Origin of the sequence: Streptococcus sp. 20925_1_22 (genome assembly GCF_041431685.1) — a bacterium.
Classification (GTDB): domain Bacteria; phylum Bacillota; class Bacilli; order Lactobacillales; family Streptococcaceae; genus Streptococcus.
Window position 1 is genome coordinate 52,863 of record NZ_JAPVYE010000003.1, and the last position, 24,373, is coordinate 77,235.

The 24,373-nt window shown below is 41.9% G+C and carries 28 protein-coding genes; 16 read left to right on the forward strand and 12 right to left on the reverse strand.

Going from position 1 to position 24,373, the window contains the following annotated elements:
- The first annotated feature begins 13 nt into the window (after positions 1-13).
- Together O3621_RS04695 and radC are read left to right on the forward strand one after the other, a co-directional pair.
- A complete protein-coding gene (locus tag O3621_RS04695) occupies positions 14-769 on the forward strand; it encodes a class A sortase (RefSeq protein WP_125434240.1) in 756 nt (251 codons plus the stop codon).
- Positions 770-925: 156 nt separating this feature from the next.
- Positions 926-1,609 carry a DNA repair protein RadC gene (gene radC, locus O3621_RS04700; RefSeq protein WP_002909693.1) on the forward strand — a complete coding sequence of 228 codons (684 nt, stop codon included), beginning with the start codon at positions 926-928 and terminating at the stop codon, positions 1,607-1,609.
- Between the two features lie 68 nt (positions 1,610-1,677).
- On the opposite strand, the gene O3621_RS04705 is transcribed toward radC, so the two are convergent.
- The 7 genes from O3621_RS04705 to O3621_RS04735 all read right to left on the reverse strand — a co-directional run bounded on the left by O3621_RS04705 (position 1,678) and on the right by O3621_RS04735 (position 6,634).
- On the reverse strand, positions 1,678-2,370 hold the full coding sequence (locus O3621_RS04705; RefSeq protein ID WP_295505300.1) for a gamma-glutamyl-gamma-aminobutyrate hydrolase family protein: 693 nt from the start codon (positions 2,368-2,370) through the stop codon (positions 1,678-1,680).
- A 24-nt stretch (positions 2,371-2,394) separates the two neighbouring features.
- On the reverse strand, positions 2,395-3,042 hold the full coding sequence (locus O3621_RS04710; protein WP_002906518.1) for a redox-sensing transcriptional repressor Rex: 648 nt from the start codon (positions 3,040-3,042) through the stop codon (positions 2,395-2,397).
- A gap of 120 nt (positions 3,043-3,162) precedes the next feature.
- Positions 3,163-3,384: a DUF4649 family protein gene (locus O3621_RS04715; protein ID WP_314449672.1), complete on the reverse strand. Its 222-nt coding sequence runs from the start codon at positions 3,382-3,384 to the stop codon at positions 3,163-3,165.
- A gap of 122 nt (positions 3,385-3,506) precedes the next feature.
- Entirely contained in the window at positions 3,507-3,854 is a 348-nt protein-coding gene (locus O3621_RS04720) for a DUF1831 domain-containing protein (protein ID WP_314449671.1), read from the reverse strand.
- Position 3,855: 1 nt separating this feature from the next.
- On the reverse strand, positions 3,856-4,968 hold the full coding sequence (locus tag O3621_RS04725) for a cysteine desulfurase family protein (RefSeq protein ID WP_314449670.1): 1,113 nt from the start codon (positions 4,966-4,968) through the stop codon (positions 3,856-3,858).
- Positions 4,969-4,978: 10 nt separating this feature from the next.
- Positions 4,979-5,935 carry a ribose-phosphate diphosphokinase gene (locus tag O3621_RS04730; RefSeq protein ID WP_002897526.1) on the reverse strand — a complete coding sequence of 319 codons (957 nt, stop codon included), beginning with the start codon at positions 5,933-5,935 and terminating at the stop codon, positions 4,979-4,981.
- A gap of 135 nt (positions 5,936-6,070) precedes the next feature.
- Positions 6,071-6,634 carry a CYTH domain-containing protein gene (locus tag O3621_RS04735; protein ID WP_314449669.1) on the reverse strand — a complete coding sequence of 188 codons (564 nt, stop codon included), beginning with the start codon at positions 6,632-6,634 and terminating at the stop codon, positions 6,071-6,073.
- Positions 6,635-6,729: 95 nt separating this feature from the next.
- Here O3621_RS04735 and O3621_RS04740 point away from each other — a divergent pair, with 95 nt between their 5' ends.
- From O3621_RS04740 to mutY, 5 genes are all read left to right on the forward strand, one after another.
- Positions 6,730-7,401: a GTP pyrophosphokinase family protein gene (locus tag O3621_RS04740; protein ID WP_125407102.1), complete on the forward strand. Its 672-nt coding sequence runs from the start codon at positions 6,730-6,732 to the stop codon at positions 7,399-7,401.
- On the forward strand, positions 7,376-8,203 hold the full coding sequence (locus O3621_RS04745; protein WP_004191240.1) for an NAD kinase: 828 nt from the start codon (positions 7,376-7,378) through the stop codon (positions 8,201-8,203). Before O3621_RS04740 ends, O3621_RS04745 begins: the two co-directional genes overlap by 26 nt.
- Entirely contained in the window at positions 8,200-9,087 is an 888-nt protein-coding gene (locus tag O3621_RS04750) for an RluA family pseudouridine synthase (RefSeq protein WP_314449668.1), read from the forward strand. The genes O3621_RS04745 and O3621_RS04750 overlap by 4 nt, the downstream gene beginning before the upstream one ends.
- Positions 9,088-9,110: 23 nt before the next feature.
- Positions 9,111-10,088: a phosphate acetyltransferase gene (gene pta / locus O3621_RS04755; protein WP_314449667.1), complete on the forward strand. Its 978-nt coding sequence runs from the start codon at positions 9,111-9,113 to the stop codon at positions 10,086-10,088.
- 65 nt (positions 10,089-10,153) lie between these two features.
- Positions 10,154-11,314 (forward strand): A/G-specific adenine glycosylase, encoded by a 1,161-nt coding sequence (mutY, locus tag O3621_RS04760; protein ID WP_314449666.1) that lies wholly within the window; start codon positions 10,154-10,156, stop codon positions 11,312-11,314.
- Between the two features lie 47 nt (positions 11,315-11,361).
- Here the strand turns inward: mutY and O3621_RS04765 are convergent, their stop codons facing one another.
- The 5 genes from O3621_RS04765 to O3621_RS04785 form a co-directional block, all read right to left on the reverse strand.
- Positions 11,362-11,709, reverse strand: a complete 348-nt coding sequence (locus tag O3621_RS04765) for a thioredoxin (RefSeq protein ID WP_314449665.1) — start codon at positions 11,707-11,709, stop codon at positions 11,362-11,364.
- Positions 11,710-11,820: 111 nt separating this feature from the next.
- A complete protein-coding gene (locus tag O3621_RS04770) occupies positions 11,821-13,539 on the reverse strand; it encodes a phospho-sugar mutase (protein ID WP_314449664.1) in 1,719 nt (572 codons plus the stop codon).
- 236 nt (positions 13,540-13,775) lie between these two features.
- A complete protein-coding gene (locus O3621_RS04775) occupies positions 13,776-14,339 on the reverse strand; it encodes an ECF transporter S component (protein ID WP_002900319.1) in 564 nt (187 codons plus the stop codon).
- Entirely contained in the window at positions 14,323-14,874 is a 552-nt protein-coding gene (gene coaC / locus O3621_RS04780) for a phosphopantothenoylcysteine decarboxylase (protein ID WP_314449663.1), read from the reverse strand. Before coaC ends, O3621_RS04775 begins: the two co-directional genes overlap by 17 nt.
- Positions 14,875-14,885: 11 nt before the next feature.
- Positions 14,886-15,569: a phosphopantothenate--cysteine ligase gene (locus O3621_RS04785; RefSeq protein ID WP_314449662.1), complete on the reverse strand. Its 684-nt coding sequence runs from the start codon at positions 15,567-15,569 to the stop codon at positions 14,886-14,888.
- A 213-nt stretch (positions 15,570-15,782) separates the two neighbouring features.
- On the opposite strand from O3621_RS04785, the gene O3621_RS04790 reads away from it, so the two are divergent.
- From O3621_RS04790 to O3621_RS04830, 9 genes are all read left to right on the forward strand, one after another.
- On the forward strand, positions 15,783-17,453 hold the full coding sequence (locus O3621_RS04790) for a formate--tetrahydrofolate ligase (protein WP_314449661.1): 1,671 nt from the start codon (positions 15,783-15,785) through the stop codon (positions 17,451-17,453).
- A gap of 76 nt (positions 17,454-17,529) precedes the next feature.
- Entirely contained in the window at positions 17,530-18,063 is a 534-nt protein-coding gene (locus O3621_RS04795) for a GNAT family N-acetyltransferase (protein WP_314449660.1), read from the forward strand.
- Positions 18,060-18,671 carry a DUF5052 family protein gene (locus tag O3621_RS04800; RefSeq protein ID WP_314449659.1) on the forward strand — a complete coding sequence of 204 codons (612 nt, stop codon included), beginning with the start codon at positions 18,060-18,062 and terminating at the stop codon, positions 18,669-18,671. The genes O3621_RS04795 and O3621_RS04800 overlap by 4 nt, the downstream gene beginning before the upstream one ends.
- A gap of 3 nt (positions 18,672-18,674) precedes the next feature.
- On the forward strand, positions 18,675-19,328 hold the full coding sequence (locus tag O3621_RS04805; protein WP_314449658.1) for a DNA alkylation repair protein: 654 nt from the start codon (positions 18,675-18,677) through the stop codon (positions 19,326-19,328).
- Between the two features lie 623 nt (positions 19,329-19,951).
- Complete coding sequence (locus tag O3621_RS04810; protein ID WP_032910421.1) at positions 19,952-21,028, forward strand: aspartate-semialdehyde dehydrogenase; 1,077 nt, start codon at positions 19,952-19,954, stop codon at positions 21,026-21,028.
- A gap of 79 nt (positions 21,029-21,107) precedes the next feature.
- Positions 21,108-22,043, forward strand: a complete 936-nt coding sequence (dapA, locus tag O3621_RS04815) for a 4-hydroxy-tetrahydrodipicolinate synthase (RefSeq protein WP_125378451.1) — start codon at positions 21,108-21,110, stop codon at positions 22,041-22,043.
- A 243-nt stretch (positions 22,044-22,286) separates the two neighbouring features.
- Positions 22,287-22,625, forward strand: coding sequence for an ATP cone domain-containing protein (locus tag O3621_RS04820; protein WP_314449657.1), 339 nt, complete (start codon positions 22,287-22,289; stop codon positions 22,623-22,625).
- A gap of 142 nt (positions 22,626-22,767) precedes the next feature.
- Entirely contained in the window at positions 22,768-23,619 is an 852-nt protein-coding gene (ylqF, locus tag O3621_RS04825) for a ribosome biogenesis GTPase YlqF (protein ID WP_314449656.1), read from the forward strand.
- Positions 23,606-24,370, forward strand: a complete 765-nt coding sequence (locus O3621_RS04830; protein ID WP_314449655.1) for a ribonuclease HII — start codon at positions 23,606-23,608, stop codon at positions 24,368-24,370. Before ylqF ends, O3621_RS04830 begins: the two co-directional genes overlap by 14 nt.
- Positions 24,371-24,373: the final 3 nt, after the last annotated feature.

Sequence of the window (24,373 nt, forward strand, 5' to 3'; positions counted from 1 at the left end):
AGAGGACCTCTATATGGTACAAGGAAAAAGAAGTCGAAAAAGAAAACAAAGAAGTAAAAGAAATATTTTTATCAATATTGTTGCGACATTATTAATTATTGTGGCCCTTGGCTTGATCTTTAATGCGCAAATCCGAAACATGATTATGGTTTGGCATACCAACCAATATCAGGTCAGCAAGGTTTCCAAAGACTCTATTAATAAAAATAAAAATGTTGAGACTAGTTTTGATTTTAATAAGGTAGAGTCACTTTCTACAGAAGCAGTTATCAATGCTCAGTGGAAAGCTCAGCAACTGCCTGTTATCGGAGGTATCTCAATTCCAGAAGTATCCATGAATTTGCCGATCTTCAAAGGACTAGATAATGCTGGATTGTATTATGGTGCTGGTACGATGAAAGAGACTCAGCAGATGGGGCAGGGAAATTATGCCTTGGCTAGCCACCATGTCTTTGGCATCACCGGGGCTAGTAACATGCTCTTTTCCCCACTGGATCGTGCTAAGGCTGGTATGAAAATCTATATCACCGATAAAGAGCAAGTCTATACTTATGTAATCACCAGTGTCGAAACGGTAACTCCAGATCGAACGGACCTGATTGAGGATACTGAAGGTGTTACAGAGATTACTTTGGTTACCTGTGAGGATGCCGCGGCAACCAACCGGACTATTGTCAAGGGAACATTAGAAGGTTCTGTCGAGTATGATAAGGCTCCTAAGGAAGTTCTTGAATCTTTCAGTAAGTCCTATAATCAAATGCAGATTTAAAGACAAAAAACTAAAAAAATTTCACTCCAAAGGTTAGGAAGAACGTTAACTTTTGGAGTGTTTTTTTATCTAAAATTTGTTCTGAATGAAAGATTTTTTGTATCAATTCTTGCTGATTTTAACTCTTTTTCCGAATTATAAGGTAAGGAGGTTTCTATGTATAGTATTTCATTTCAAGATGATATTAGCATAATGCCACGGGAGCGTTTAATGAGAGAAGGAGCTGAAAAACTCAGTAACCAGGAGCTCCTATCAATCTTTCTCAGGACAGGCAACAAAAAAGAAACTGTTTTTCAAGTTTCTCAAAGAATTTTATCATCTATTTCCAGTTTGAACGATCTTAAGTATTTAACTTTGCAGGAATTGCAGACTATTTCTGGAATCGGTCCGATTAAGGCTGTGGAGCTGCAGGCCATTATCGAATTAGGGCGTCGGATTAACCGAGCAGAGGTTCTGCAGAAAGAGCAGATTATGGGCAGTCAAAAATTAGCACAGAAGATGCAGCAAGAGCTAGGAGACATGAGGCAGGAGTGCTTGGTTGCTATTTATCTTAATAGTCAAAATCAAATCTTGCACCAGCAGACTATTTTCATGGGGACTGTAAGCAGAAGCATTGCTGAGCCGAGAGAAATTCTCCACTACGCTCTCAAGCACCTGGCGACATCTATTATACTGGTACACAATCATCCATCAGGCTCAGTCGTCCCTAGCAGAAACGATGATGAAGTGACCCAGCATATGAAAGAAGCTTGTGAGATGATGGGCTTGGTTCTTTTAGATCATTTGATTGTGTCCAAGTCCAACTACTATAGCTACCGAGAGGAGACAGATATGATATAATTTGATTTACTTGAATATAAAAAACTTCTATTCGTGTTGAAAAGAGGTTTTTCTAGGAATAGAGGATTTTAAAGAATATTGACAACATAATCAAACAGAGCTAAGTCTCCTTCTCTGGAGCCAAACAAGAACTCTGGGTGCCATTGGACGCCAAGGAAAGGACTGCCGTCAGTAGAAGTGATGGCTTCAATAATCTTATCGCGCGGATCATAGGCGATGACTTCTAGTCCGGCCGCTAAATCCTTGATACTTTGATGATGGAAAGAGTTGATTTCAGATGCAGGGCCATAGATTTCGTGCAGAATAGAGCCGTTCTTGGTCACCATGCTTTGAGTTGTGTACTCAGCAGAGCTGTCTTGCCAATGATCTTCAATGTCTTGATGAAGAGTACCACCCAGTGCGACATTATAAAGTTGGGTTCCGCGGCAGACAGTGAAGATTGGTTTATTTTGACGGCGGGCTTCCTTGATTAAAGCTAATTCAAAAATGTCCCGTTTGAGTAGATAATCATTGCTGTCAATGGCTTTTTCTTCTCCATAGAACTGGGGACATACATTCTGACCGCCTGTGATGATTAATTTGTCAACAATGGAAACATACTGTTTTGCCATTTCTTCATCACCAATTGGCAAAATCATTGGAATTCCGCCAACTTCTTTAACTCCCTCAACGAATCCTGTCGCCGTATAGCTCATATGGATGAAGTGATCGTCTGGGATTTCTCTTTCATTTCCGGTTATTCCAATAATTGGTTTACTCATTGAGTGTTAAATACCTCTTTCAAATTAATGTTCATTTTTTCTCATGAAGTAGAGCAGAGTCTGCAGTTCGCTAGTCAGGTCAACATACTGAACGACCACGTCCTTAGGTAGGGATAGATTTACTGGTGAAAAGCAGAGAATGCCCTTGACACCAGCCTGAACTAAGATTGATGCAACTTCTTGAGCTTTTACGCTAGGTACAGTTAGGATGGCAGTTTGCACATTTCCTGACTGTATTTTTTCTTTGATTTGGGAAATTCCATAGATAGGAATCCCATCGCTGGTTGTGCTGCCAACTTCTGGATGGTCATCTATGTCAAAAGCCATTACAACCTTCATTTTATTGCGCTCATGAAAACGATAGTGTAGCAGAGCACGTCCCATATTACCAACGCCAACAATCATGACATTGGTAATAGCATTGTCGTTTAAGAGGTCAGCAAAAAAGTTCATCAATTTCTTGACATCATAACCAAATCCTCTGCGGCCAAGTTCACCGAAATAAGAAAAATCTCGTCTGACGGTAGCAGAGTCAATACCAATGGCTTCTGCAATTTGCTTGGAGTTTGCTTTTTCAATCTTCTCAGCATTAAACCGTTTAAAAATACGATAGTAGAGCGACAGTCTCTTAGCAGTTGCTCGGGGAATTGTAGTATTTTTTTCAGTTTTCACAAAATCACAACCTTTCTAATTCTATTTTATAGGAAGTTTGTGAAAAAATCAACTAATTAAGGATGTTTGATTTATAAAAAAGAAAATTAGTAATTGCTGGGAATAGTAGCGTTGAAAAACTTAGTCCTGGTAGGGAGTCAAGTCTAACTGGTACATCTGGCGATACAAGTCCCCAATTAGCCCTGTAAAAGGCAGTTGGTGCTCATTGTAAGTTATGGAAAGTACTTTGAGAGAGTCAGGAACTGTGACGCAGCCAGAGAAGGCTAGAAGAAATTCGTCGAAGTCTTCATAGGTAAGTGTTCGTTTCACCTTATATGAGTCCAAATAGGTCAGTTCAACCATCGTTAATCCTTTCTTTGAGTTCGATTAGTCATTTGATATTTTCAAGCGTTCTAAGTAGGAGTCAAGCTTGTTTGGTCTTTTAAAGAGTCTAAACCAAAAAAGCAAAATTGCGAGAATCTTGCTTATTGTGGTGTCTTTTCAAAAATATTTCTTTCAACCAAGCTATCCATCAAGAAATAAAATTTTTGCTGGATAATGTGATTGTCTTCTGATTTGAAAATATTGACCAAGCGCAGGCCTGATTTTTCAGTGATGTTGATTTTGAAACCATTTAAATCTTTATTGACAATTATTTTCAGCAGAAAACCATTTCCGCTGTTGGGAACAGATTCCAGCAGACGAGAGAGTTCGTAGTTGCCAACCTTGCTTTCAGCGAATGTATTGTCGCGCAAGGTAAATTTCTTGACATTTGGGTGAAGTGAATAGGTATATTCACAGTTTGCTAAGCTAACAGATGTTTGAAAGGCCATCTTATCCTCCTAAAATTTCTTTTAATTTCTTTGTAAATGATTGAATCTCTTGCAGAGTCGTCTGGTCCGAAGTACTGATCCGAATGGACTCATACAAGCGGTTGGAATCCTTGCCATACATAGCTTGCAAGACATGACTGGGTTGTATAGCTCCGGCCGTGCAGGCTGAGCCTGTTGAAATGGAAAAGCCATTTAAATCCATTTGAAGTAGAAGCAGGTCATTTTTTTGATTGGGAAATCCCAAATTGATGACGTAAGGCAAGCTGGGCTGACTTTCATTTAAGTAAAAGTCAATGTCCGATAAGTCAGCAAGTAAGCTGTTTTTTAAGTCTTGCGCATGCTCTAGATTTCCCTCTAGATGTTCCATGCTCTCTGACAGAGCCGCCGCCATGCCTGTGATAGAGATTAGATTTTCAGTTCCAGCCCGGTGCTTTTCTTCCTGGTCACCACCGTGCATGAAATTGTCAAAATCCATCTTCTTGGCATAAAGGAAGCCAACACCTTTGGGACCATGAAACTTATGCGCTGAAGCAGATAGAAAGTCAATCCCTAGCTCGTCTGGGTAGATGGGAAGTTTACCAATTGCTTGAACGGCATCAACGTGAAAAGCAGCAGGATGTTCTTGCAGTAATTCACCAATTTCCTTAATAGGAAGGACAGCACCCGTCTCGTTATTAACCGCCATGACGGACACAAGAATAGTGTCAGGTCTAAGTGCCTTTTTAATATCCTCCGCTCGAATCTGACCATCCACCGGCTGAACAAAAGTAGCTTCAAAGCCGAATTTGTCTACTAAGTACTCCACCACTTCTAAGACAGCATGGTGTTCAATAGCAGTGGTCACAATATGCTTTCCTCGGTTCTGGTGACGAAGGGCATAGCCTTTGATAGCAGTATTATTGCTTTCAGTGCCGCCTGAAGTAAAAAGAATCTTATTGCTTTGAGTATGCAGGGCTTGAGCAATATCTTCACGCGCCTGTCTAAGGAGTTTACTAGCTTCTCGACCATGGCTATGCGTACTGGAAGGATTTCCGAAGACAGTCATAGTTTTGGTCATTACTTGAATTGCAGCGGGCGACAAAGCAGTTGTAGCGGCATTATCTAAATAAATCACTCCGATTACCTTATTTCTTTTGATAGGCAAAGAGTGGGCTGACTGGTTTTCTTTCTTGGATGCGGACAATGGCATCACCAATCAGTTCACTTGCTGTAATGTAGTGGAGATTCTTAGGTGTTTTTTCTTTGGTATCAACAGAGTCAGTTACAAGAATTTCCCTGATAGGAGAATTATCTAGCAATTCCGCAGCTTTATCCGCAAAGAGACCATGACTGGATACAGCATAGATTTCGACTGCGCCTTCGCGACAGACAATTTTAGCTGCTTCAGAGAAAGTCCGACCGGTATTTAAAATGTCGTCAATAAGAATAGCTTTCTTGCCCTCGACATCTCCAATGATATATCCCTCAGAGCGACCCGCCTCATCTTCGCCATAGTCAATGATAGCGATAGGAGCATCCAGATATTCAGCCAGATTGCGGGCGCGTTTTACACCAGAGTTTTTAGGGCTGACGACAACGACATCATCGCCAGTAAGCCCCATGTTGCAGTAGTGTTTGGCAAAGAGTGGGATAGTGAAGAGGTTATCAACTGGGATATCAAAGAATCCTTGAACCTGCACGGCATGAAGATCCAGAGAAATCACACGATCTACTCCAGCTCCAACAAGCATGTTGGCAACCAGTTTAGCTGTGATTGGCTCGCGAGGAGCAGCAGTCCGATCCTGACGGGCATATCCAAAATAAGGCATCACAACATTAATCGTATTGGCACTGGCACGCTTGCAGGCATCCACCATAATCAAGAGCTCCATCAAGTGATTATTGACAGGGAAGCTAGTAGACTGAATGATGTAAATATCATAGCCACGAACGCTTTCTTCAATGTTAATCTGAATCTCGCCGTCCGAGAATTGGCGGGAGGAAAGTTTTCCCAAAGGAACCCCAGCAGCCTCAGCGATTTTTTCAGCTATGGAATGATTGGAATTGAGGGAAAAAAGCTTCATATTTTTTTTATCTGACATGAGTTGGACCGTCCTCTTTTTGTCTCATTTCTATATCTAATGCTCCATGAAATTTATATTTCAATAGGCTTTAGATTGCTACCTTTTATTTTACCAAAAAAATTAGATTATTTCAGCTATTTTGTGGTCGTTGATTTACAAGTTTTCAGAAAATCTTGCTATCTTGCTCTTACCAGGTTTGTAGTCGATGTTATGTAGTTTTAGGAAGTTGAGGAAATTTTCTTTTCCTTTTTCGAAATCTTCAACTTCGACTTCGAGTTCGAAGTCTGTTTTGCCCAAGTAGTGACTCTCGTCCAGAGCAAGGAGGCCAATTTCGTCTTCCTTTTCATAGCGGATAGTCTCTAGAGAGCCAAGAATCTTCAAGTCTTGGATAGGAATTTCTTTTTGAAGCAGTGTTTCTAAAATCTCTCCCGTAGGAAATTCATTGTTCTGCAAAATATTTTCAGTTTCTTCTGGTGTCAGGTTCTGATTAAGTTCCAAGGCTCCGACTTCTTGAGGAATCTTGAGCGTCAGCTCAGCTTCGCTATGGTTAAAAGTTCGTACTCGAAAAGCCATATGGGCGTGTCGGATACTTTGCTGATCTGAATCGATGTAGTGGTTGGTTTGGCTAATAGGCGAAATATCAGCAAAAAACTGGAGCAGACGGTCGTGCTCTTCTTTTGTCAGCATGGTTTTGAATTCAATTTCTAAGTGATTCATTTTCATATCCTTTTCTTTTTTTTGAAAGCGATTTATGTTATAATAACAGTTGTGTTTATTTTATACAAAAAATAATGATATGACAAGGTAAGTGTATGACAATAGAATGGGAAGAGTTTTTAGACCCCTATATTCAAGCTGTTGGAGAGCTGAAAATTAAGTTACGTGGGGTGCGAAAGCAATACCGCAAGCAGCAACGCCATTCTCCGATTGAGTTTGTGACCGGACGCGTCAAGCCGATTGAGAGCATTAAAGAAAAGATGGTTCTGCGAGGCATTCGAGAGGAAAATATCGAGCAGGAGATGCAGGATATCGCTGGCTTACGGGTCATGGTACAGTTTGTTGATGATGTGGATGAAGTTTTAGAAGTCCTGCGAAACCGGACTGATATGCGCATTGTGCAGGAGCGGGATTATATTAAAAACAAAAAAGCCAGTGGCTATCGGAGCTACCATGTGATTATAGAGTATCCAGTTGATACGATTAATGGTCATAGGCTTATTCTGGCTGAGATTCAGATTCGCACCCTTTCGATGAATTTTTGGGCTACGATTGAGCATTCTTTAAATTACAAGTATAAAGGAGAATTTCCCGAGGAGATCAAGTGTCGCTTGGAAACGACAGCTAATCTTGCTTATCAGCTGGATGAGGAGATGGGAGAAATCCGTGACGCTATCCAGGAGGCGCAGGCTCTCTTTGATCCTCTTCACCGCAAGTTAAATGACGGTGTGGGAAATAGTGATGATACAGATGAAGAATACAGATAAAAAAATAGCGATTATCCGCAATCGGAAAAGACAGAGTGAACAAGTCTATCAGGATTTGAAGCAGAAGCTTAAACAGAATGGCTTTATTTTAACTCCTAAGAATCCCGACATCGTGATTTCGGTGGGTGGTGACGGCATGCTGCTATCAGCTTTTCATATGTATGAAGAACAGCTGGATCGGGTCCGCTTTGTCGGTGTGCATACAGGGCATCTCGGCTTTTATACAGACTACCGTGATTTTGAATTGGATAAGCTTGTCGAAAACCTTAAATTGGATACGGGTGCTCAGGTTTCTTATCCAATTTTAAATGTCAAAATTACTTTTGAAAATGGTGATACACGCATCATTCGTGCTTTGAACGAAGCAACAATCAAGCGCTCGGATCGGACTATGGTAGCCGATGTCATTATCAATCGGGTTCATTTCGAGCGTTTCCGAGGAGATGGGATTTCCGTTTCTACTCCGACGGGAAGTACAGCCTATAATAAATCTCTGGGTGGAGCGGTATTGCATCCGACCATTGAAGCCTTGCAAGTAACAGAAATTGCCAGTCTCAACAATCGGGTTTATCGGACGTTGGGCTCGTCGGTCATTGTTCCCAAAAAGGATAAGATTGAGTTAGTGCCGACCCGCAGTGACTATCACACTATCGCGGTTGATAATCAGACTTTCTCTTTCAAAAATATTGTCCGTATTGAGTATCAGATTGACAATCATAAGATACATTTTGTGGCTTCGCCAAGCCATACCAGCTTTTGGAATCGTGTCAGAGACTCCTTTATTGGAGAGTGCCAGGAATGAGGTTTGAGTTTATTGCTGATGAACATGTTAAGGTAAAGACCTTTTTGAAGCGGCACGAAGTTTCCAAAAGCCTCTTGGCTAAGATAAAATTTTCCGGAGGGAACATTCTTGTCAACCATCAGCCTCAGAACGCTATTTATCTCTTGGATATTGGCGATAGGGTGGCGATTGACATCCCGTCTGAAAAGGGATTTGAGAGTCTGAAGGCTGTTGATAAGGACTTGTCTGTCATTTACGAAGATGAACATTTTTTGGTTTTGGATAAGCTGGCAGGGGTGGCTAGTATTCCCAGTGTTAACCATTCCAACACTATGGCTAATTTCGTCAAGGCTTACTATATTCGTCAGGGATATGAAAACCAGCAGGTGCATATCGTGACTCGCCTGGATAAGGATACAAGTGGGCTCATGCTCTTTGCCAAGCATGGCTATGCTCATGCCAGATTGGACAAGCAGCTGCAGAAGAAGCTGATAGAAAAGCGCTATTACGCTCTAGTTCGGGGGACTGGTGACTTAGAAGAGCAAGGTGAGATTATTGCTCCGATTGGGCGCAACCCTGAGAGTATCATTACGAGGCTCGTGACAAAGGATGGCAAGTACGCCCATACCAGCTACAAGGTCATAGAGCGATTTGGAGATGTCTATTTGGTGGATATTCATCTACATACTGGGAGGACTCATCAAATCCGTGTTCACTTTTCACACATCAGTTTTCCACTTTTGGGTGACGACCTTTATGGAGGGAGTTTGGAACACGGAATAGAGCGCCAGGCTTTACACTGTCATTCTTTGAAATTTTATAATCCTTTTAGTGGTCAAGAAGTTGAGCGTGCCAGTCCTTTGCCAGAAGATTTTAAACAAGTTATTGAGAAATTAAAAGATTAAGAGATAAAGGAGTTTTAAGAAACATGAAAATTTTTGACTCAATTCGTGAAGCCTTGAAGGATAAGGAAGTAAAGATTGTCTTGCCAGAGGGTGAGGAGCCACGGATTTTGCAAGCAACTAAACGCTTGGTAAAAGAAACCAGTATTACACCAGTTCTTTTGGGTAATCCTGATAAAATCCGTATTTATCTAGAAATTGAAGGAATAAAAGAAGGGTATCAGGTTATTGATCCTTCAAACTGTTCTTGCTTTGAGGAAATGGTAGAAGCTTTTGTTGAGCGTCGTAAAGGGAAAATCACAGCAGACGAAGCACGCCAGTTGCTCAAAGAAGACGTCAACTACTTTGGTGTCATGTTGGTTTATCTTGGTAAAGTCCAAGGAATGGTATCTGGCGCGATTCACTCCACTGCAGCGACTGTTCGGCCGGCTCTACAAATTATCAAGACTCTGCCTTGGGTTTCTCGCACTTCCGGAGCCTTCCTTATGGTGCGTGATGACGAACGCTACATTTTCAGTGACTGTGCCATCAATATCGATCCAGATGCCAATATCTTGGCAGAGATTGCTGTTAACTCAGCCCTAACAGCGCAGATTTTCGGTATCGATCCTAAAGTTGCTATGCTCAGTTATTCGACCAAAGGATCTGGATTCGGTGAAAAGGTTGATAAGGTAGTGGAAGCGACTAAGCTGGCTCAGGAAATGCGTCCAGACTTGGCTATCGATGGTGAATTGCAGTTTGATGCAGCTTTCGTTCCTGCAACTGCAGAGTTGAAAGCACCTGGCAGCCCTGTGGCTGGTCAAGCGACTGTCTTTGTCTTCCCAAGTATCGAGGCTGGTAATATCAGCTACAAGATGGCAGAGCGTTTGGGTGGCTTTTCAGCGGTAGGACCTATCCTGCAGGGGCTTAACCATCCAGTTAATGACCTTTCCCGAGGATGTAATGCGGATGATGTTTATAAGCTGACTTTGATTACAGCCAGTCAGGCTGTCGGCCATTATTAAACGATAGGAAATGTTTGGAGGGCGTAAGCTCTCCTATTTTTCTTTTCTTATGCTATACTAGATTTATGTTAGATTTGAAAGAATACGGAATTGAAATGTGGGAGGCAGATAAAATTGCCTCTTTTCGCGAGAAATTATTAACTTGGTATGATGAAAACAAACGTGACCTGCCTTGGCGCAGAACAAATAATCCTTATCATATCTGGGTTTCTGAGATTATGCTGCAGCAGACTCGGGTGGATACGGTGATTCCTTACTATGAACGTTTTCTTGACTGGTTCCCGACTGTAGCTGATTTAGCTCAGGCGCCAGAGGATAGATTGCTCAAGGCTTGGCAAGGGTTGGGCTATTATTCGCGGGTGCGAAATATGCAAAAAGCAGCCCAGCAGATAATGACGGATTTCGCTGGAAAATTTCCTGATAGCTATGAAGAAATTGCTAGCCTTAAAGGGATTGGGCCTTATACGGCTGGTGCCATTGCTAGTATTGCCTTTGGCCTAGCTGAACCTGCGGTGGATGGCAATGTCATGCGGGTCCTGAGTCGCTTGTTTGAAGTTGATTTAGATATTGGCCAACCTAGCAATCGGAAGGTCTTTCAGGCTACGATGGAGATTCTGATTGATCCAGACAGACCCGGAGATTTCAATCAAGCACTGATGGATCTGGGGTCAGATATCGAAGCTCCTGTTAATCCTCATCCAGAAGACAGTCCTGTAAAGGAGTTCAGCGCAGCCTATTTGAACGGAACTATGGATAAATATCCAATCAAAGCCCCTAAAAAGAAGCCAGTTCCGGTCTATTTGCAGGGCTTGATTATTGAAAATGAACAGGGAGAATTCTTGCTTGAAAAGAATGAGGCTGCTGGCTTGTTATCAGGTTTTTGGCATTTTCCCTTGATTGAAATTGAGGAGTTTCAAACTGAAAATCAGATGTTTCTCTTTGAAGTGGCTGAAAATCAGCCCAGTCTGGACTTGTCTCCTCAAGAAAGCTTTGAGCAGGATTATGATTTGATTGTTGATTGGCAGCAGCAGTCCTTCTCAAATGTACAGCATGTTTTCAGTCATCGCAAGTGGCATATCCAGCTGGCTTACGGACGAGTTAAAGATAGTCAGCACGCAGCTGAGGGAGAGGTCTTGTGGCTTGATCCGGAAGACTTTGGCAATTACCCCTTTGCCAAACCCCAGCAGAAGATGTGGGAGGCTTTTCAGGAAGCTAGAAATAAGTAAAAAAATCTGAGGCAAAAAGAGTCTCAGATTTTTGAATTGAATCAATTTTATAAGTTTGCAAAAGCTTTAATCTCATCAGCAGTCATAGAAGAATCACACCGAACAGATACTTGGCCGTCTTGAACATGAACAAAACCAGGGACCGTCGGAATGCTGTATTCAGAGCGGAAGGCTTGCAGTTTCTCTAATTCGCTGGCTTCTTCGCTATTGATAAAGAAAATATGCGTCTTAGTATCAGCGACCACGCCAGCGAGAGTAGCAGCGAATTTACGGCAGTAGGGGCAACTTTTGCGACCAACGAAGAAAGTTGCTGTCTCTTTGTCAGCAATAGCTTGACGAGCACGGTCTACAGTTGTGACTTCCAAGTCTTTAATATTTTGAGCAAATTGTTCCATAAATAATCCTCATTTCTTTTGATAAAACTAGTATGCCATAAAGTTTCTAAAATTGCTTAGATTTGATACGAAAAAAAGATGAGATTGGTTCGTCTCATCTTTTATAATTTCTTATTTTACAAAAGCATTGATTTCAGCTTCGATGTTGGCAATTTTAGCTTGTGAATCTTCGTTGCTGTCACCAACCACTGCAATGTAGAACTTGATTTTTGGTTCAGTACCAGAAGGGCGAACTGCAATCCAAGAACCATCCGCAAGTGTGTATTTCAAAACATCACTTGGAGGAGTAGTTAAGGCAGTAACAGTACCATCAGCAGCCGTAGAAGTTTGCGCTTTGAAGTCTTCTGTAACAGTGATAGTTGTTGAGTTAAATTCTTTCGGACCGTTATCACGGAATTTAGCCATGATTGCTTTGATTTGCTCAGCGCCGTCTACACCTGAAAGAGTCACAGAGATGGTCTTTTCAGCATAGTATCCGTACTCTTTGTAGATTTCTTCGATACCGTCAGCCAGAGTTAAGCCGCGAGAACGGTAGTAGGCGGCAAGTTCAGCAACAACCAAAACAGCTTGGATAGCGTCTTTATCACGTACAAATGGCTTGATCAGATAGCCGAAGCTTTCTTCAAATCCCATCATGTAGGTGTGATTGTGCTTTTCTTCGAATTCTTGAATCTTTTCAGCGATAAATTTGAAACCTGTCAAGACATTGAACATGGTTGCACCGTAGCTTTCAGCAATCTTAGTAACCAAGTCAGTAGAAACGATAGACTTGCAGAGAGCAGCGTTAGCTGGCAGAGTTCCAGCGTTCTTATGAGCTTCCAAGATGTATTTAGCCATGATAGCTCCGATTTGGTTACCTGAAAGATTGAGATAGCTACCGTCTTTTTGTAGAACTTCTACACCGACACGGTCAGCATCTGGGTCAGTTGCAACCAAGACATCTGCACCAACCTTACGGCCTAATTCCTCAGCCAAGGAAAAGGCTGCTTGGCTTTCAGGGTTTGGAGACTTAACAGTAGAGAAGTCAGGATCAGCTACAGCTTGAGCTTCAACAACTTCTACAGAATCAAATCCAGCTTGAGCCAAAGCGCGACGAGCCAACATTTCACCAGTACCGTGCAGAGGAGTGTAGACAATCTTCATGTCCTTACCGTATTCATCAATCAGTTTTTGGTTGATATTGACATCTTTAACTTCCTTGAGGTATTCAGCATCAATAGCATCGCCAATCACTTCAATCAAGCCAGAAGCTTTTTCAGCTTCAACATCAGCGACCTCAATAGCAAAAGGATTTTCAATAGCACGGATGTAGTCAGTCAATGCATCCGCATCATGCGGAGGCATTTGTCCGCCGTCTTCACCATATACCTTGTAGCCATTAAATGGAGCAGGGTTGTGGCTGGCTGTAATCATGATACCAGCAAAAGTTCCTAAATGACGTACCGCAAATGAAAGTTCTGGAGTTGGGCGCAGACTTTCAAAGACATAGGACTTGATGCCGTGCTTAGCTAAAACAGCAGCAGATTCAAAGGCAAATTCTGGTGAGAAATGACGGGAGTCGTAAGCAATCGCGACACCGCGTTTTTTGAACTCATCACCTTTTTCTTCAATCAAGCGAGCCAAACCTTCAGTTGCCTGACGGACAACATAAATATTAATACGGTTGGTACCAGCGCCTATCAAACCACGCATACCAGCAGTACCAAACTCAAGATTGGTGTAAAAGGCATCTTCCTTAGTTTTTTCGTCCATACTGTTCAAGTCTTGACGAAGATAGTCAGGAAGTTCAGCATAATCAAGCCATTTTTTGAAGTTATCTTGATAAGTCATAGGTGGAGTCTCCTTTATTTTTGAAATGAAGAGATGGAAATTTTAGTAAAAAATCCTGCTCTTAAATTTTCTTAATCGCTTTCATTGTAGCATATTTTCATTAATTTTGAAAGAGGTTACCTAGAAAACGATGAAATACTTTTCAAGCTATCGTTTCAAGGATTTCAGAATATTAGAGCAGAATTGCAGTATAAAAAAGACCAAAGCAAGGCTTGGTCCAGAAAACTAACTCATCATCATTTTTTGGCTTTTTCAAGCGCAGGAATGATAGTTGCTGTCAAAATCGCAGAAATGATTAACTCGGCAATGGAATTAGCTGATAAAATCACAGCCAGAAGTGCTTTGATATCTCCTTGGTATACATTTGCAAAGAGAAAGAAGATGCCCCCCAAGACGAAGATAGTATTGGTGGCAGAACCAACGGAGCCTGCTACAATCAAGCCGGCTTTATTTTTCATTGCTTTATATACGAAATAAGGAGTGATACCGATGAGAATGCGAGGCACCATGGCAACAAGAAGCGAAGAAAGGCTTCCATTTGGCACAAAAGGGCTAAAGAGATAGCTAGTTGGTAATAGAACTAAGGTATTAGTGATAACACTGATACATCCCATAAGGCCACCTAGAACAGCTCCGACTTTAGGGCCATAGAGGATACTGGCGATAATCACTGGAATGTGAATAATCGTAGGTTTAATCGGTACTGGAAGTAAGTTGAAAATAACCGAGCTGAGCAGGTGCAGTACCAACATAATGGCAAAGAAAATAGCAATTTGAGCAATTTTAGATTGTTTTTTCATAAATAAGTTCCTTTACTGTATCAATAATTGTATCAATTTCAGCTAGAGCACCTGTCCCCTGATCGCCACAGGCTAGAACAGCTTCGCGCGGTTGGATAATCATCCATCCAAAACGCTGTAGACGCTCCAAATTGTGCTGAGTTAGTGGATTTTCAAACATCTTAGTGTTCATAGCTGGAGCCAAAACTCTCTTCGTATGAGGCGGCAGAGCCAGAGCAGTAGCTGTAACCATATTATCAGCTAAACCGTTGGCTAGTTTAGCGATGGTATTGGCTGTTGCTGGCGCTAGCAAAAAGAGGTCAGACTCTTTAGCGATGTCAATGTGATTGACCTTGCTAGGGTCAGGTTCTTGCATAATATCAATTGCAACCGGCCTTTGCGACAAGACTTGCAGGGTCAGCGGTGTGATAAATTCTGTCGCTGCCTCTGTCATGAGGACAGCAACTTCAAAGTTCTCTTTCTTTAGACGGCTAGTGATGTCAGCAGCCTTGTAAGCTGATATGCTGCCACTGACCGCTAAGGTAATCTGTGTCATCATTTACCTCCTTATGGACTATGGATATGCAGGTAGAGGAGCTGAGCAATTTCTTCTTTGGATTGAGCTCGGGTTACAGTATCATTTCCGACAAGATAGGCTTTGTGCACATGGTTAGAAATATCTGTCAAATCATTGGCGACAATGATTTCTGCCTGATTTTTTATGAGGCTGGTCCTTGCTGTTTCAAGCAACTCTTCCTTAGAAACGTCAACTAGAAGTTTGAAGCCAATCAAACGAATGTTTGGATTCCATTTTTTTACCAAGCTGATGATTTTTGGAGTCTTTTTGAGAAAAAGGACTTGAACATCATCCTGAGAAGAAATTTTGCTTTCTGAGTTAGTCTTATTCAAAAATTCAGTCATGTCAGGGCTAGCCGCTACAGCTTCCAAACCAGTCATGTAGACGGGAGTATAGTCAGAAACAGCCATTGCATGAATCAATACATCATGTGTGTGAATGAGCGGCTCCAAGCTTTCAAGCAGTTCTGCAACATTTTCAATCTGTACAATGGTAAGATTGGGATGAGCTGCCGGGCGGACAGCCTTGGGAGTCGTCACCAGAGTCACCTGATCGCCCTTGTCTAGGGAAGTTTCAGCTATAATTTTCCCTAGCCGGCCCGTCGAATGATTGGTAATAGAGCGGACACGGTCGATTTTCTCGCTGGTCCCGCCAGAAGTAATCAATATGTTCATAGCACTATTTTACAAGAAAAAAGAAATTTAGTAAAATAATTCTAATTGCAGAGTGTCACAGCGGAAAATAATTCTCTAAAATCTTATATTTCAGAGGACAGGAATTTTCCAACTTTCCTTTTTCCCGAACATTAAAATCTATTTAGAGCTTAATCATGTAGATTTTGCTCTTTTTTGTTATAATCTTTATATTAATTGATAGAGGAGTTCTTGATGAAAACAGATATTGAAATTGCTCAAAGTGTTGAATTGCAGCCTATTGTTGATGTGGTGAAAAAAGTCGGCATCGACTATGATGACTTGGAACTATATGGTAAATATAAGGCCAAGCTCAGCTTTGATAAGATTCGTGAGGTTGAAAAAAATCCTGTTGGCAAACTGATTTTGGTAACAGCGATTAATCCAACTCCTGCTGGGGAAGGTAAGTCTACCATTACCATTGGACTAGCTGATGCGCTCAATAAAATTGGCAAGAAAACTATGATTGCCATTCGCGAACCATCTCTGGGTCCTGTGATGGGGATTAAAGGAGGAGCAGCTGGCGGCGGTCACGCGCAGGTCCTACCCATGGAAGATATCAACTTGCATTTTACTGGAGACATGCACGCAATTACGACAGCTAACAACGCCCTGTCAGCTCTTATTGATAATCATTTACATCAAGGAAATGCCCTGGGAATCGATCAGCGCCGCATTATCTGGAAGCGGGTTGTTGACCTGAATGACCGAGCTCTGCGCCATGTGACTGTTGGCTTAGGAAGTCCAGTTAACGGTATTCCACGCGAAGATGGTTTTGATATTACGGTTGCTTCTGAAATTATGGCGATTCTTTGCCTAGCCACTGATATTGAAGATTTGAAAAAGCGCTTGGCTAACATTGTCATCGGTTATCGCTATGACCGCACGCCTGTCTATGTTCGTGACCTTGAGGTAGAAGGAGCCTTGGCATTAGTCTTGAAAGATGCGATTAAGCCGAATCTAGTTCAGACTATTTACGGGACACCAGCCTTTGTTCATGGCGGGCCTTTTGCCAATATCGCCCACGGATGTAATTCTGTCTTAGCGACTAGCACAGCGCTGCGCTTGGCTGATTATACGGTGACTGAAGCAGGGTTTGGTGCGGACCTTGGAGCTGAAAAATTCTTAGATATTAAAACTCCAAACTTACCAACTTCTCCAGATGCAGTCGTAATTGTCGCAACCTTGCGAGCCCTCAAGATGAATGGCGGTGTTGCTAAGGATGAACTTACAGAAGAAAATGTCGAGGCGGTCAGAGCTGGATTTGCTAATCTCAAACGTCACGTTGAAAATATCCGCAAGTTCGGTATTCCAGCGGTAGTAGCCATCAATGAATTTGTTTCAGATACGGAGGCTGAAATTACTGCGCTTAAGGAACTTTGTGCAGAAATCAATGTGCCAGTTGAGCTAGCCAGTGTATGGGCTGATGGCGCTGAAGGTGGTGTTGCTTTGGCTGATACTGTAGTCAAAACCATTGATGAAGAACCTGCTCATTACACTCGTCTCTATGACAACGACCTCTCTATTGAAGAAAAAATCGAGAAGATTGTCAGAGAAATCTATCGTGGTTCAAAGGTAAACTTTGAGAAAAAAGCGCAGACTCAAATTCGAGAAATTGTCAAAAACGGCTGGGACAAGCTGCCAATCTGCATGGCTAAAACACAGTATAGCTTCTCAGACAATCCTGCTGCTTTGGGCGCGCCAGAAAACTTTGAAATTACCATTCGTGAATTGGTACCAAAACTTGGGGCAGGCTTTATCGTGGCTCTGACAGGAGATGTCATGACCATGCCAGGTTTGCCAAAACGCCCAGCTGCACTCAATATGGATGTGGCAGCAGACGGCACAGCGATTGGTCTATTTTGATCTTGGTTTAAAAGGCTCTTTACGAGCCTTTTTTGGTATAATAGTGGAAATACTGAGAATAGACTACGGAGTTAACATGAACATTAGATTAGCAACACCATCAGACGCTGCGACCTTGCTTGCTATTTATGCGCCTTATGTAGAGAATACAGCCATCACTTTTGAATATGAAGTACCGACTATTGAGGATTTTGCAAATAGGATTGAGAAAACATTGGAAAAATATCCTTATCTCGTAGCGGAAGAAGACGGTTTAATTTTAGGCTATGCCTATGCTTCGACTTATTATGCGCGTGCAGCCTATGATTGGGCGGTGGAATTATCTGTCTATGTCAGTCAAGATGCTAGAGGAAAAGGAGTCGGCAGTAAGCTTTATGATGAACTTGAAGACCTGTTAGATCAGATGGGATATATGCATTTTCTAGCCTGTATTTCTCTGCCTAACGAAGATAGCATTGCTTTTCATACTAAGCGAGGTTATCAGCAAGTAGCACATTTCCCTAAAATTGGCTATAAATTTAACCGTTGGCATGACATTGTTTGGCTACAAAAATCCTTAGAAAAGCATGTTGGATCCATCAAACTTTTAAAAGAAATGGAGTGGAAATGATGAAAAAGAAACATTTATTAATAACTCTTCTAAGCATTACCCTTTTGACCTTGACCGGTTGTCAGTCCGTTGAAAATTGGTTTAAAAATGCCAAGGAGGAATGGATTGGCTTAGAGATGACGGTTCGCACCTATGATGAAAATTCTCAGCTCATTGACCAAATGTCGGGCAAGTCTCTATCCATCTCGCGTAACGAGGAGTTTGACTCAGTTGATGAGGAAGGAAAGTCCAAGGAAGACTCATCTGTGCTCAAAATCACCTTGGGTAAGTATGAGATTGACCATGTGGGCTCTTCCTTAATTGCAGAAGAAAAAGGCTTGAAAGATGTGTTTGCTCAATATCAAAAGACTGCAGATGTTGAGGAGAGTAGCCATTCAGTTCCCGTTTTGAATCGCATGATTTCAGCTTTTAAAAACGACTTTACCGGAAAGAAAAAGGTTATTCTGATTCGATCTCAAAACGGGACTCCTCTGGCAGCATATGCTGGCGACCGGGTCTCTCTAGATAAATCCGATGCTCCTAAAACTTCTGAATTGCTGATTGACGGCAAGCGCCTCGTGATTTACCGCTGCGACTACACTATTTATGACCGTGAATTGCTGGAGTAAGTTATGGATGTAGAAGAATTACTTGAAAATCTGAAAGCAGTAGCTAACCCTGACGATGCGGGAGCTATGAAAGCCTATATGAAAAATAAATTTGAGTTTCTAGGAGTCAAGACTCCGGCCAGACGGAAGCTCACAAAGGCTTTTTTCAAACAGCAGACTGACTCCATCATTGACTGGAATTTTATAAATGAAGCTTGGAATAATCCCTATCGAGAACTTCAGTACACTGTGCTAGATTATCTGGAGATTCGCAAGAAACTATTGACACCATCTGACTTACCACGTTTGAAAAAGCTAGCCCAAACAAAATCTTGGTGGGATACCATAGACTTTTTGGACCGCTTGGTTGGATCCATCATTGCCCGATTTCCAGAAACCAAAGAGATTATTTTAGCTTGGAGTCGTGATGAGGATATCTGGCTGCGGCGCTTAGTCATTGATCATCAGCTATTGCGAAAAGAGGAAACAGACACAGAGCTCTTGGAGAAAATTTTAGTAAATAATCTAGGCCGAACAGAATTCTTTATTAACAAGGCCATCGGCTGGGCGCTGAGAGATTATTCCAAAACCAATCCAGACTGGGTTAGGGATTTTATTGAACAACATCGAGAAGAAATGTCTGCGCTCAGTATCCGAGAGGGAAGTAAGTATTTATAAACATTCTAATAATCTGTCTGTCTTGACATTTTCTAAGTGATAGCTTATGATAGATAAGTGCGATGAGTCGATATGCAGATTTTCTGCAAATTGAAGCATGGGAGGTCATAACGCAGGAGCGGACTTTGATCAGTTGTGTGAACCTGCTGATCACACGAAAGTGCCCTTATCCCCAGTCTACGGATTGGGGATTTTTCTATGTCTCTTAGAGATGCATGACCGTTAGTCGCAGCCGAGCTTAGAGACATAGATACTGATACGGTTGGCGTCGTGAGTGCTATTGCTCTTGATGAAACAACTTCGCAGAAGGCAGTTGAGTCGTAGAATAACGGATGCAGTTTTGTTCGTGAGAACAAAATCTGTAAACCTTGAAAGCTTTCTTAGATAGGCAAGACGGTTAGTCGCAGCCGAGCTTAGAGACATTGATACTGAGACGGTCGACGTTGTGAGTGCTATTGCTCTTAACGAAACGAATCTGCAGGAAGAGGTTGAGTCGTAGGGCAATGATGTGTAGTTTATCTAAAATATCGAACTTATATTCTTCAGAAATATTTGCATTTTTCCCTAAAAATAGTATAATACTAACAATACAAAATTTTTTGAAAATTCAGAGAGGTTATCGCATGGGATATACAGTTGCTGTAGTAGGTGCCACTGGTGCCGTTGGATCTCAAATGATTAAAATGCTGGAAGAGTCTAGCCTTCCAATTGATAAAATACGCTATCTGGCGTCTGCTCGTTCAGCTGGTAAAGTTCTCCAGTTCAAGGGACAAGACATTACTATTGAAGAGACGACTGAGACGGCTTTTGAAGGTGTAGATATTGCTCTCTTTTCAGCTGGTGGTTCTACCTCAGCAAAATTCGCTCCTTACGCAGTCAAAGCTGGAGCAGTAGTGGTCGATAACACCTCTTATTTCCGTCAAAATCCTGATGTTCCTTTGGTTGTTCCAGAAGTCAACGCCCATGCCTTAGATCAGCACAAGGGAATTATCGCTTGCCCTAACTGCTCGACAATTCAGATGATGGTGGCTTTAGAGCCTGTTCGTCAGCAATGGGGGCTGGAGCGCATCATTGTGTCTACCTATCAAGCTGTTTCTGGTGCAGGTATGGGAGCTATTCTTGAAACCCAAGCTCAATTGCGCTCTGTTCTCAATGATGGTGTGAATCCTAAGGACACGGAAGCCAATATCCTCCCATGTGGCGGTGATAAAAAACATTATCCTATTGCTTTTAATGCCTTACCTCAGATTGATGTCTTTACAGATAACGACTACACTTATGAAGAGATGAAGATGACCAAGGAAACCAAGAAAATCATGGAAGATGATTCTATTGCTGTTTCTGCGACATGTGTTCGCCTTCCGATTTTATCTGCTCACTCAGAGTCTGTCTACATCGAGACTAAGGAAGTTGCACCTATTGATCAGGTAAAAGCAGCAATTTCAGCCTTTCCTGGTGCTGTTCTGGAGGATGATGTAGCTCATCAGGTTTATCCGCAAGCAATCAATGCAGTTGGTAAGAAAGAAACCTTTGTTGGTCGGATTCGCAAGGATCTTGATGCGGAAAAAGGAATCCACATGTGGGTCGTTTCAGACAATCTTCTTAAAGGAGCGGCTTGGAATTCTGTTCAAATCGCAGAGACACTGCATGAGCGTGGTTTAGTTCGTCCGACAGCAGAAGTTGTTTTTGAATTAAAATAAAGTGACCAAGGAAACTTGACAGCACAGGGTTGAATAGTCGTTCTTTCAACCCTCTTTTCGTATAAAGAGAGGTAAGTTTATGGCGTATGCGGATCTGAAAAACTGTAAAATCATCACAGCTTTTATTACTCCTTTTCATGATGATGGTTCTATCAATTTTGAAGCTATTCCAGACTTGATTGAGCACCTTTTGGCGCATCATACGGATGGGATTTTGCTAGCTGGAACAACTGCTGAAAGTCCAACCCTGACTCACGATGAAGAGTTGGAATTATTTGCGGCTGTTCAAAAGGTTGTCAAGGGGCGTGTTCCTTTGATAGCCGGTGTCGGTACCAATGAAACGCGCGACTCTATCGAATTCGTCAAAGAAGTAGATGCATTTGGTGGTTTTGCAGCTGGTTTGGCCATCGTACCCTATTACAACAAACCTTCTCAGGAAGGGATGTATCAGCACTTTAAAGCCATTGCAGATGCTTCAAACCTGCCTATCATTATCTACAATATACCTGGACGGGTAGTAGTTGAGATGACACCTGAGACTATGCTGAGGTTGGCAGAACATCCAAACATTATCGGCGTTAAAGAATGTACCAGTCTGGCGAATATGGCCTATCTGATTGAGCATCGTCCAGAGGAGTTTCTGATTTACACTGGTGAGGATGGCGATGCCTTTCATGCTATGAATCTGGGAGCTGATGGAGTTATTTCAGTTGCTTCTCACACAAATGGTGATGAAATGTTTGAAATGCTGGATGCTATTGAGCACAATGACATCAAAAAAGCAGCAGCTATCCAACGGAAATTCATCCCTAAAGTCAATGCTCTTTTCTCTTACCCAAGCCCTGCCCCTGTCAAGGCAGTCCTTAATTACTTAGGATTTGCAGCTGGTCCAACCCGCTTACCGCTTGTGCCTGCGCCTGAAGAAGATGCCAAACGTATTATCAAGGTCGTGGTTGATGGCGACTACCAAGCAACCAAAGAGACGGTTAAAGGTGTCCTGAGACCGGATTATTGATTGATAAGATTGAAAAAAATATTTCTAGAAAGGATTGCCCAGAGCGGTCCTTTTTTATATGGTCTTTTAAGGATAAAAAAATGGAAGCATCCTTTGAAAAATATTGGAAAAAATTATATAATGTAAAAGTATGGTCTAGCTTTGGAATTTCTTTTTGAGCAGACTATAGATAACTAGATTGGCAGCAGTCATGTTAGAGATATACATCAGATTAGAAATATATATTATAAAAGGAGTTTTTTTATGCAAGTTATTAAACGGAGCGGTGAGGTTGTAGAATTTGATCCAGATAAAATCTATCAAGCGGTTTTAAAGGCGGCGCAGACTGTCTATGTGTTGACAGATGATTTGCGTCAGAATTTAGCGCAGGTTACAAAGAAAGTCGTTCTAGATTTGGAAGAAGCTAAGGTTGAACGTGCGACGATTAGCATGATCCAATCCATGGTTGAAAGCCGCCTCTTGGGTGCAGGTTATATTACCATCGCAGAGCATTATATTTCCTATCGCCTTCAACGCGATTTAGAGCGCAACGGCTATAGAGATCATATCGCTGTACATCTGCATTTTGAGCAAGTGAGATAAAGTTAAAAAGGCCCAATAGGGCTTTTTTTACTCTTGAGGTAGAGAGTGTCGCTTTAGCATTCATCCGCTTAAATCCTAGAAATATGTTAAAATAGGTAAAGATATAAAATTTTATCAATGATATTCGTTGAAAGGATAAATTATGGCAACGATTCAATGGTTTCCGGGGCATATGTCCAAGGCACGGAGACAGGTACAGGAAAATATTAAGTTTGTTGATTTTGTGACGATACTGGTTGATGCGCGACTTCCTTTATCCAGTCAGAATCCCATGCTGACTAAGATTGTGGGTTATAAACCCAAGCTTTTGATTTTAAACAAAGCTGATTTGGCAGACCCTGTTCGTATTAAGGAATGGCAGAGCTATTTTGAAAGTCAAGGGATTCCGACTTTATCTATTAATTCCAAAGAGCAATCTGCTGTTAAAAAAGTAACAGATGCGGCTAAGAAACTTATGGCTGATAAATTAGCTCGTCAGAAAGAGAGAGGGATTCGCATCGAAACCCTACGTACCATGATAATCGGTATTCCCAATGCCGGAAAATCAACCCTCATGAATCGCTTAGCTGGTAAGAAAATCGCTGTTGTAGGGAATAAGCCAGGTGTGACCAAGGGTCAGCAATGGCTCAAGTCAAATAAAGACCTGGAAATTTTGGATACACCAGGGATTCTGTGGCCTAAGTTTGAAGATGAGACGGTTGCTCTCAAGCTTGCCCTGACTGGAGCTATTAAGGATAATCTGCTACCTATGGATGAGGTGACGATTTTTGGCCTTAATTATTTCAAGGAGCATTATCCTGAGGAGCTGACAGCACGTTTCAAGCAGCTGGATCTAAGTCAGGAAGCGCCAGATATGATTATGGATATGACCCAAAAACTTGGTTTCCGTGATGACTACGATCGTTTTTATAGCTTATTTGTCAAAGATGTTCGTGATGGTAAGCTGGGCCGTTACTGCTTGGATACAGTAGGAGAATTAGATGGCAACGATTAAGGAAATTCAGCAGCGCTTGGAGTTGGTGACTGAGTTGTCCGATTCTTTTTTAGAAGAGGTGGCGAAGGATCAGCGTAGTGGAGTTCAAAAGGCGATTGAAAAGCGTAAAAGAGCTATTCAGGCGGAGTTAGATGAGGATTTGCGTCTGGAGCAGATGTTACGGTATGAAAAAGAACTTTATAAAGCCGGCTATCAGGCGATTGCTGGAATTGATGAAGTCGGCCGTGGTCCTCTAGCTGGACCAGTTGTCGCTGCAGCTGTTATCTTACCTCCAGGATGTAAAATTAAGGGGCTCAACGACAGTAAGAAGATTCATAAGAAAAAGCACCAAGATATCTATCAAGCAGTCATGGATAAAGCCTTGGCAGTCGGTATTGGCCTGATGGACAGCGAGATTATTGATCAAGTCAATATCTACGAAGCGACTAAACTTGCTATGAAAAAAGCTTTGTCTAAATTGAGTCTCAAGCCAGATTATCTGCTGATTGATGCCATGAAACTGGATGTTGATATTCCGCAAGAGTCCATCATCAAGGGCGATGCCAACTCTCTGTCTATCGCGGCAGCCAGTATTGTTGCTAAGGTCACTCGGGATAAGCTGATGGCAGACTATGACAAGGAATTTCCTGGCTATGATTTTGCGAAAAATGCTGGTTATGGAACCAAAAATCATTTGCAAGGATTGGAAAGAAACGGCGTAACTCCTATTCATCGCAAGACATTTGAACCTGTAAAATCCATGTGTGAATAGGCA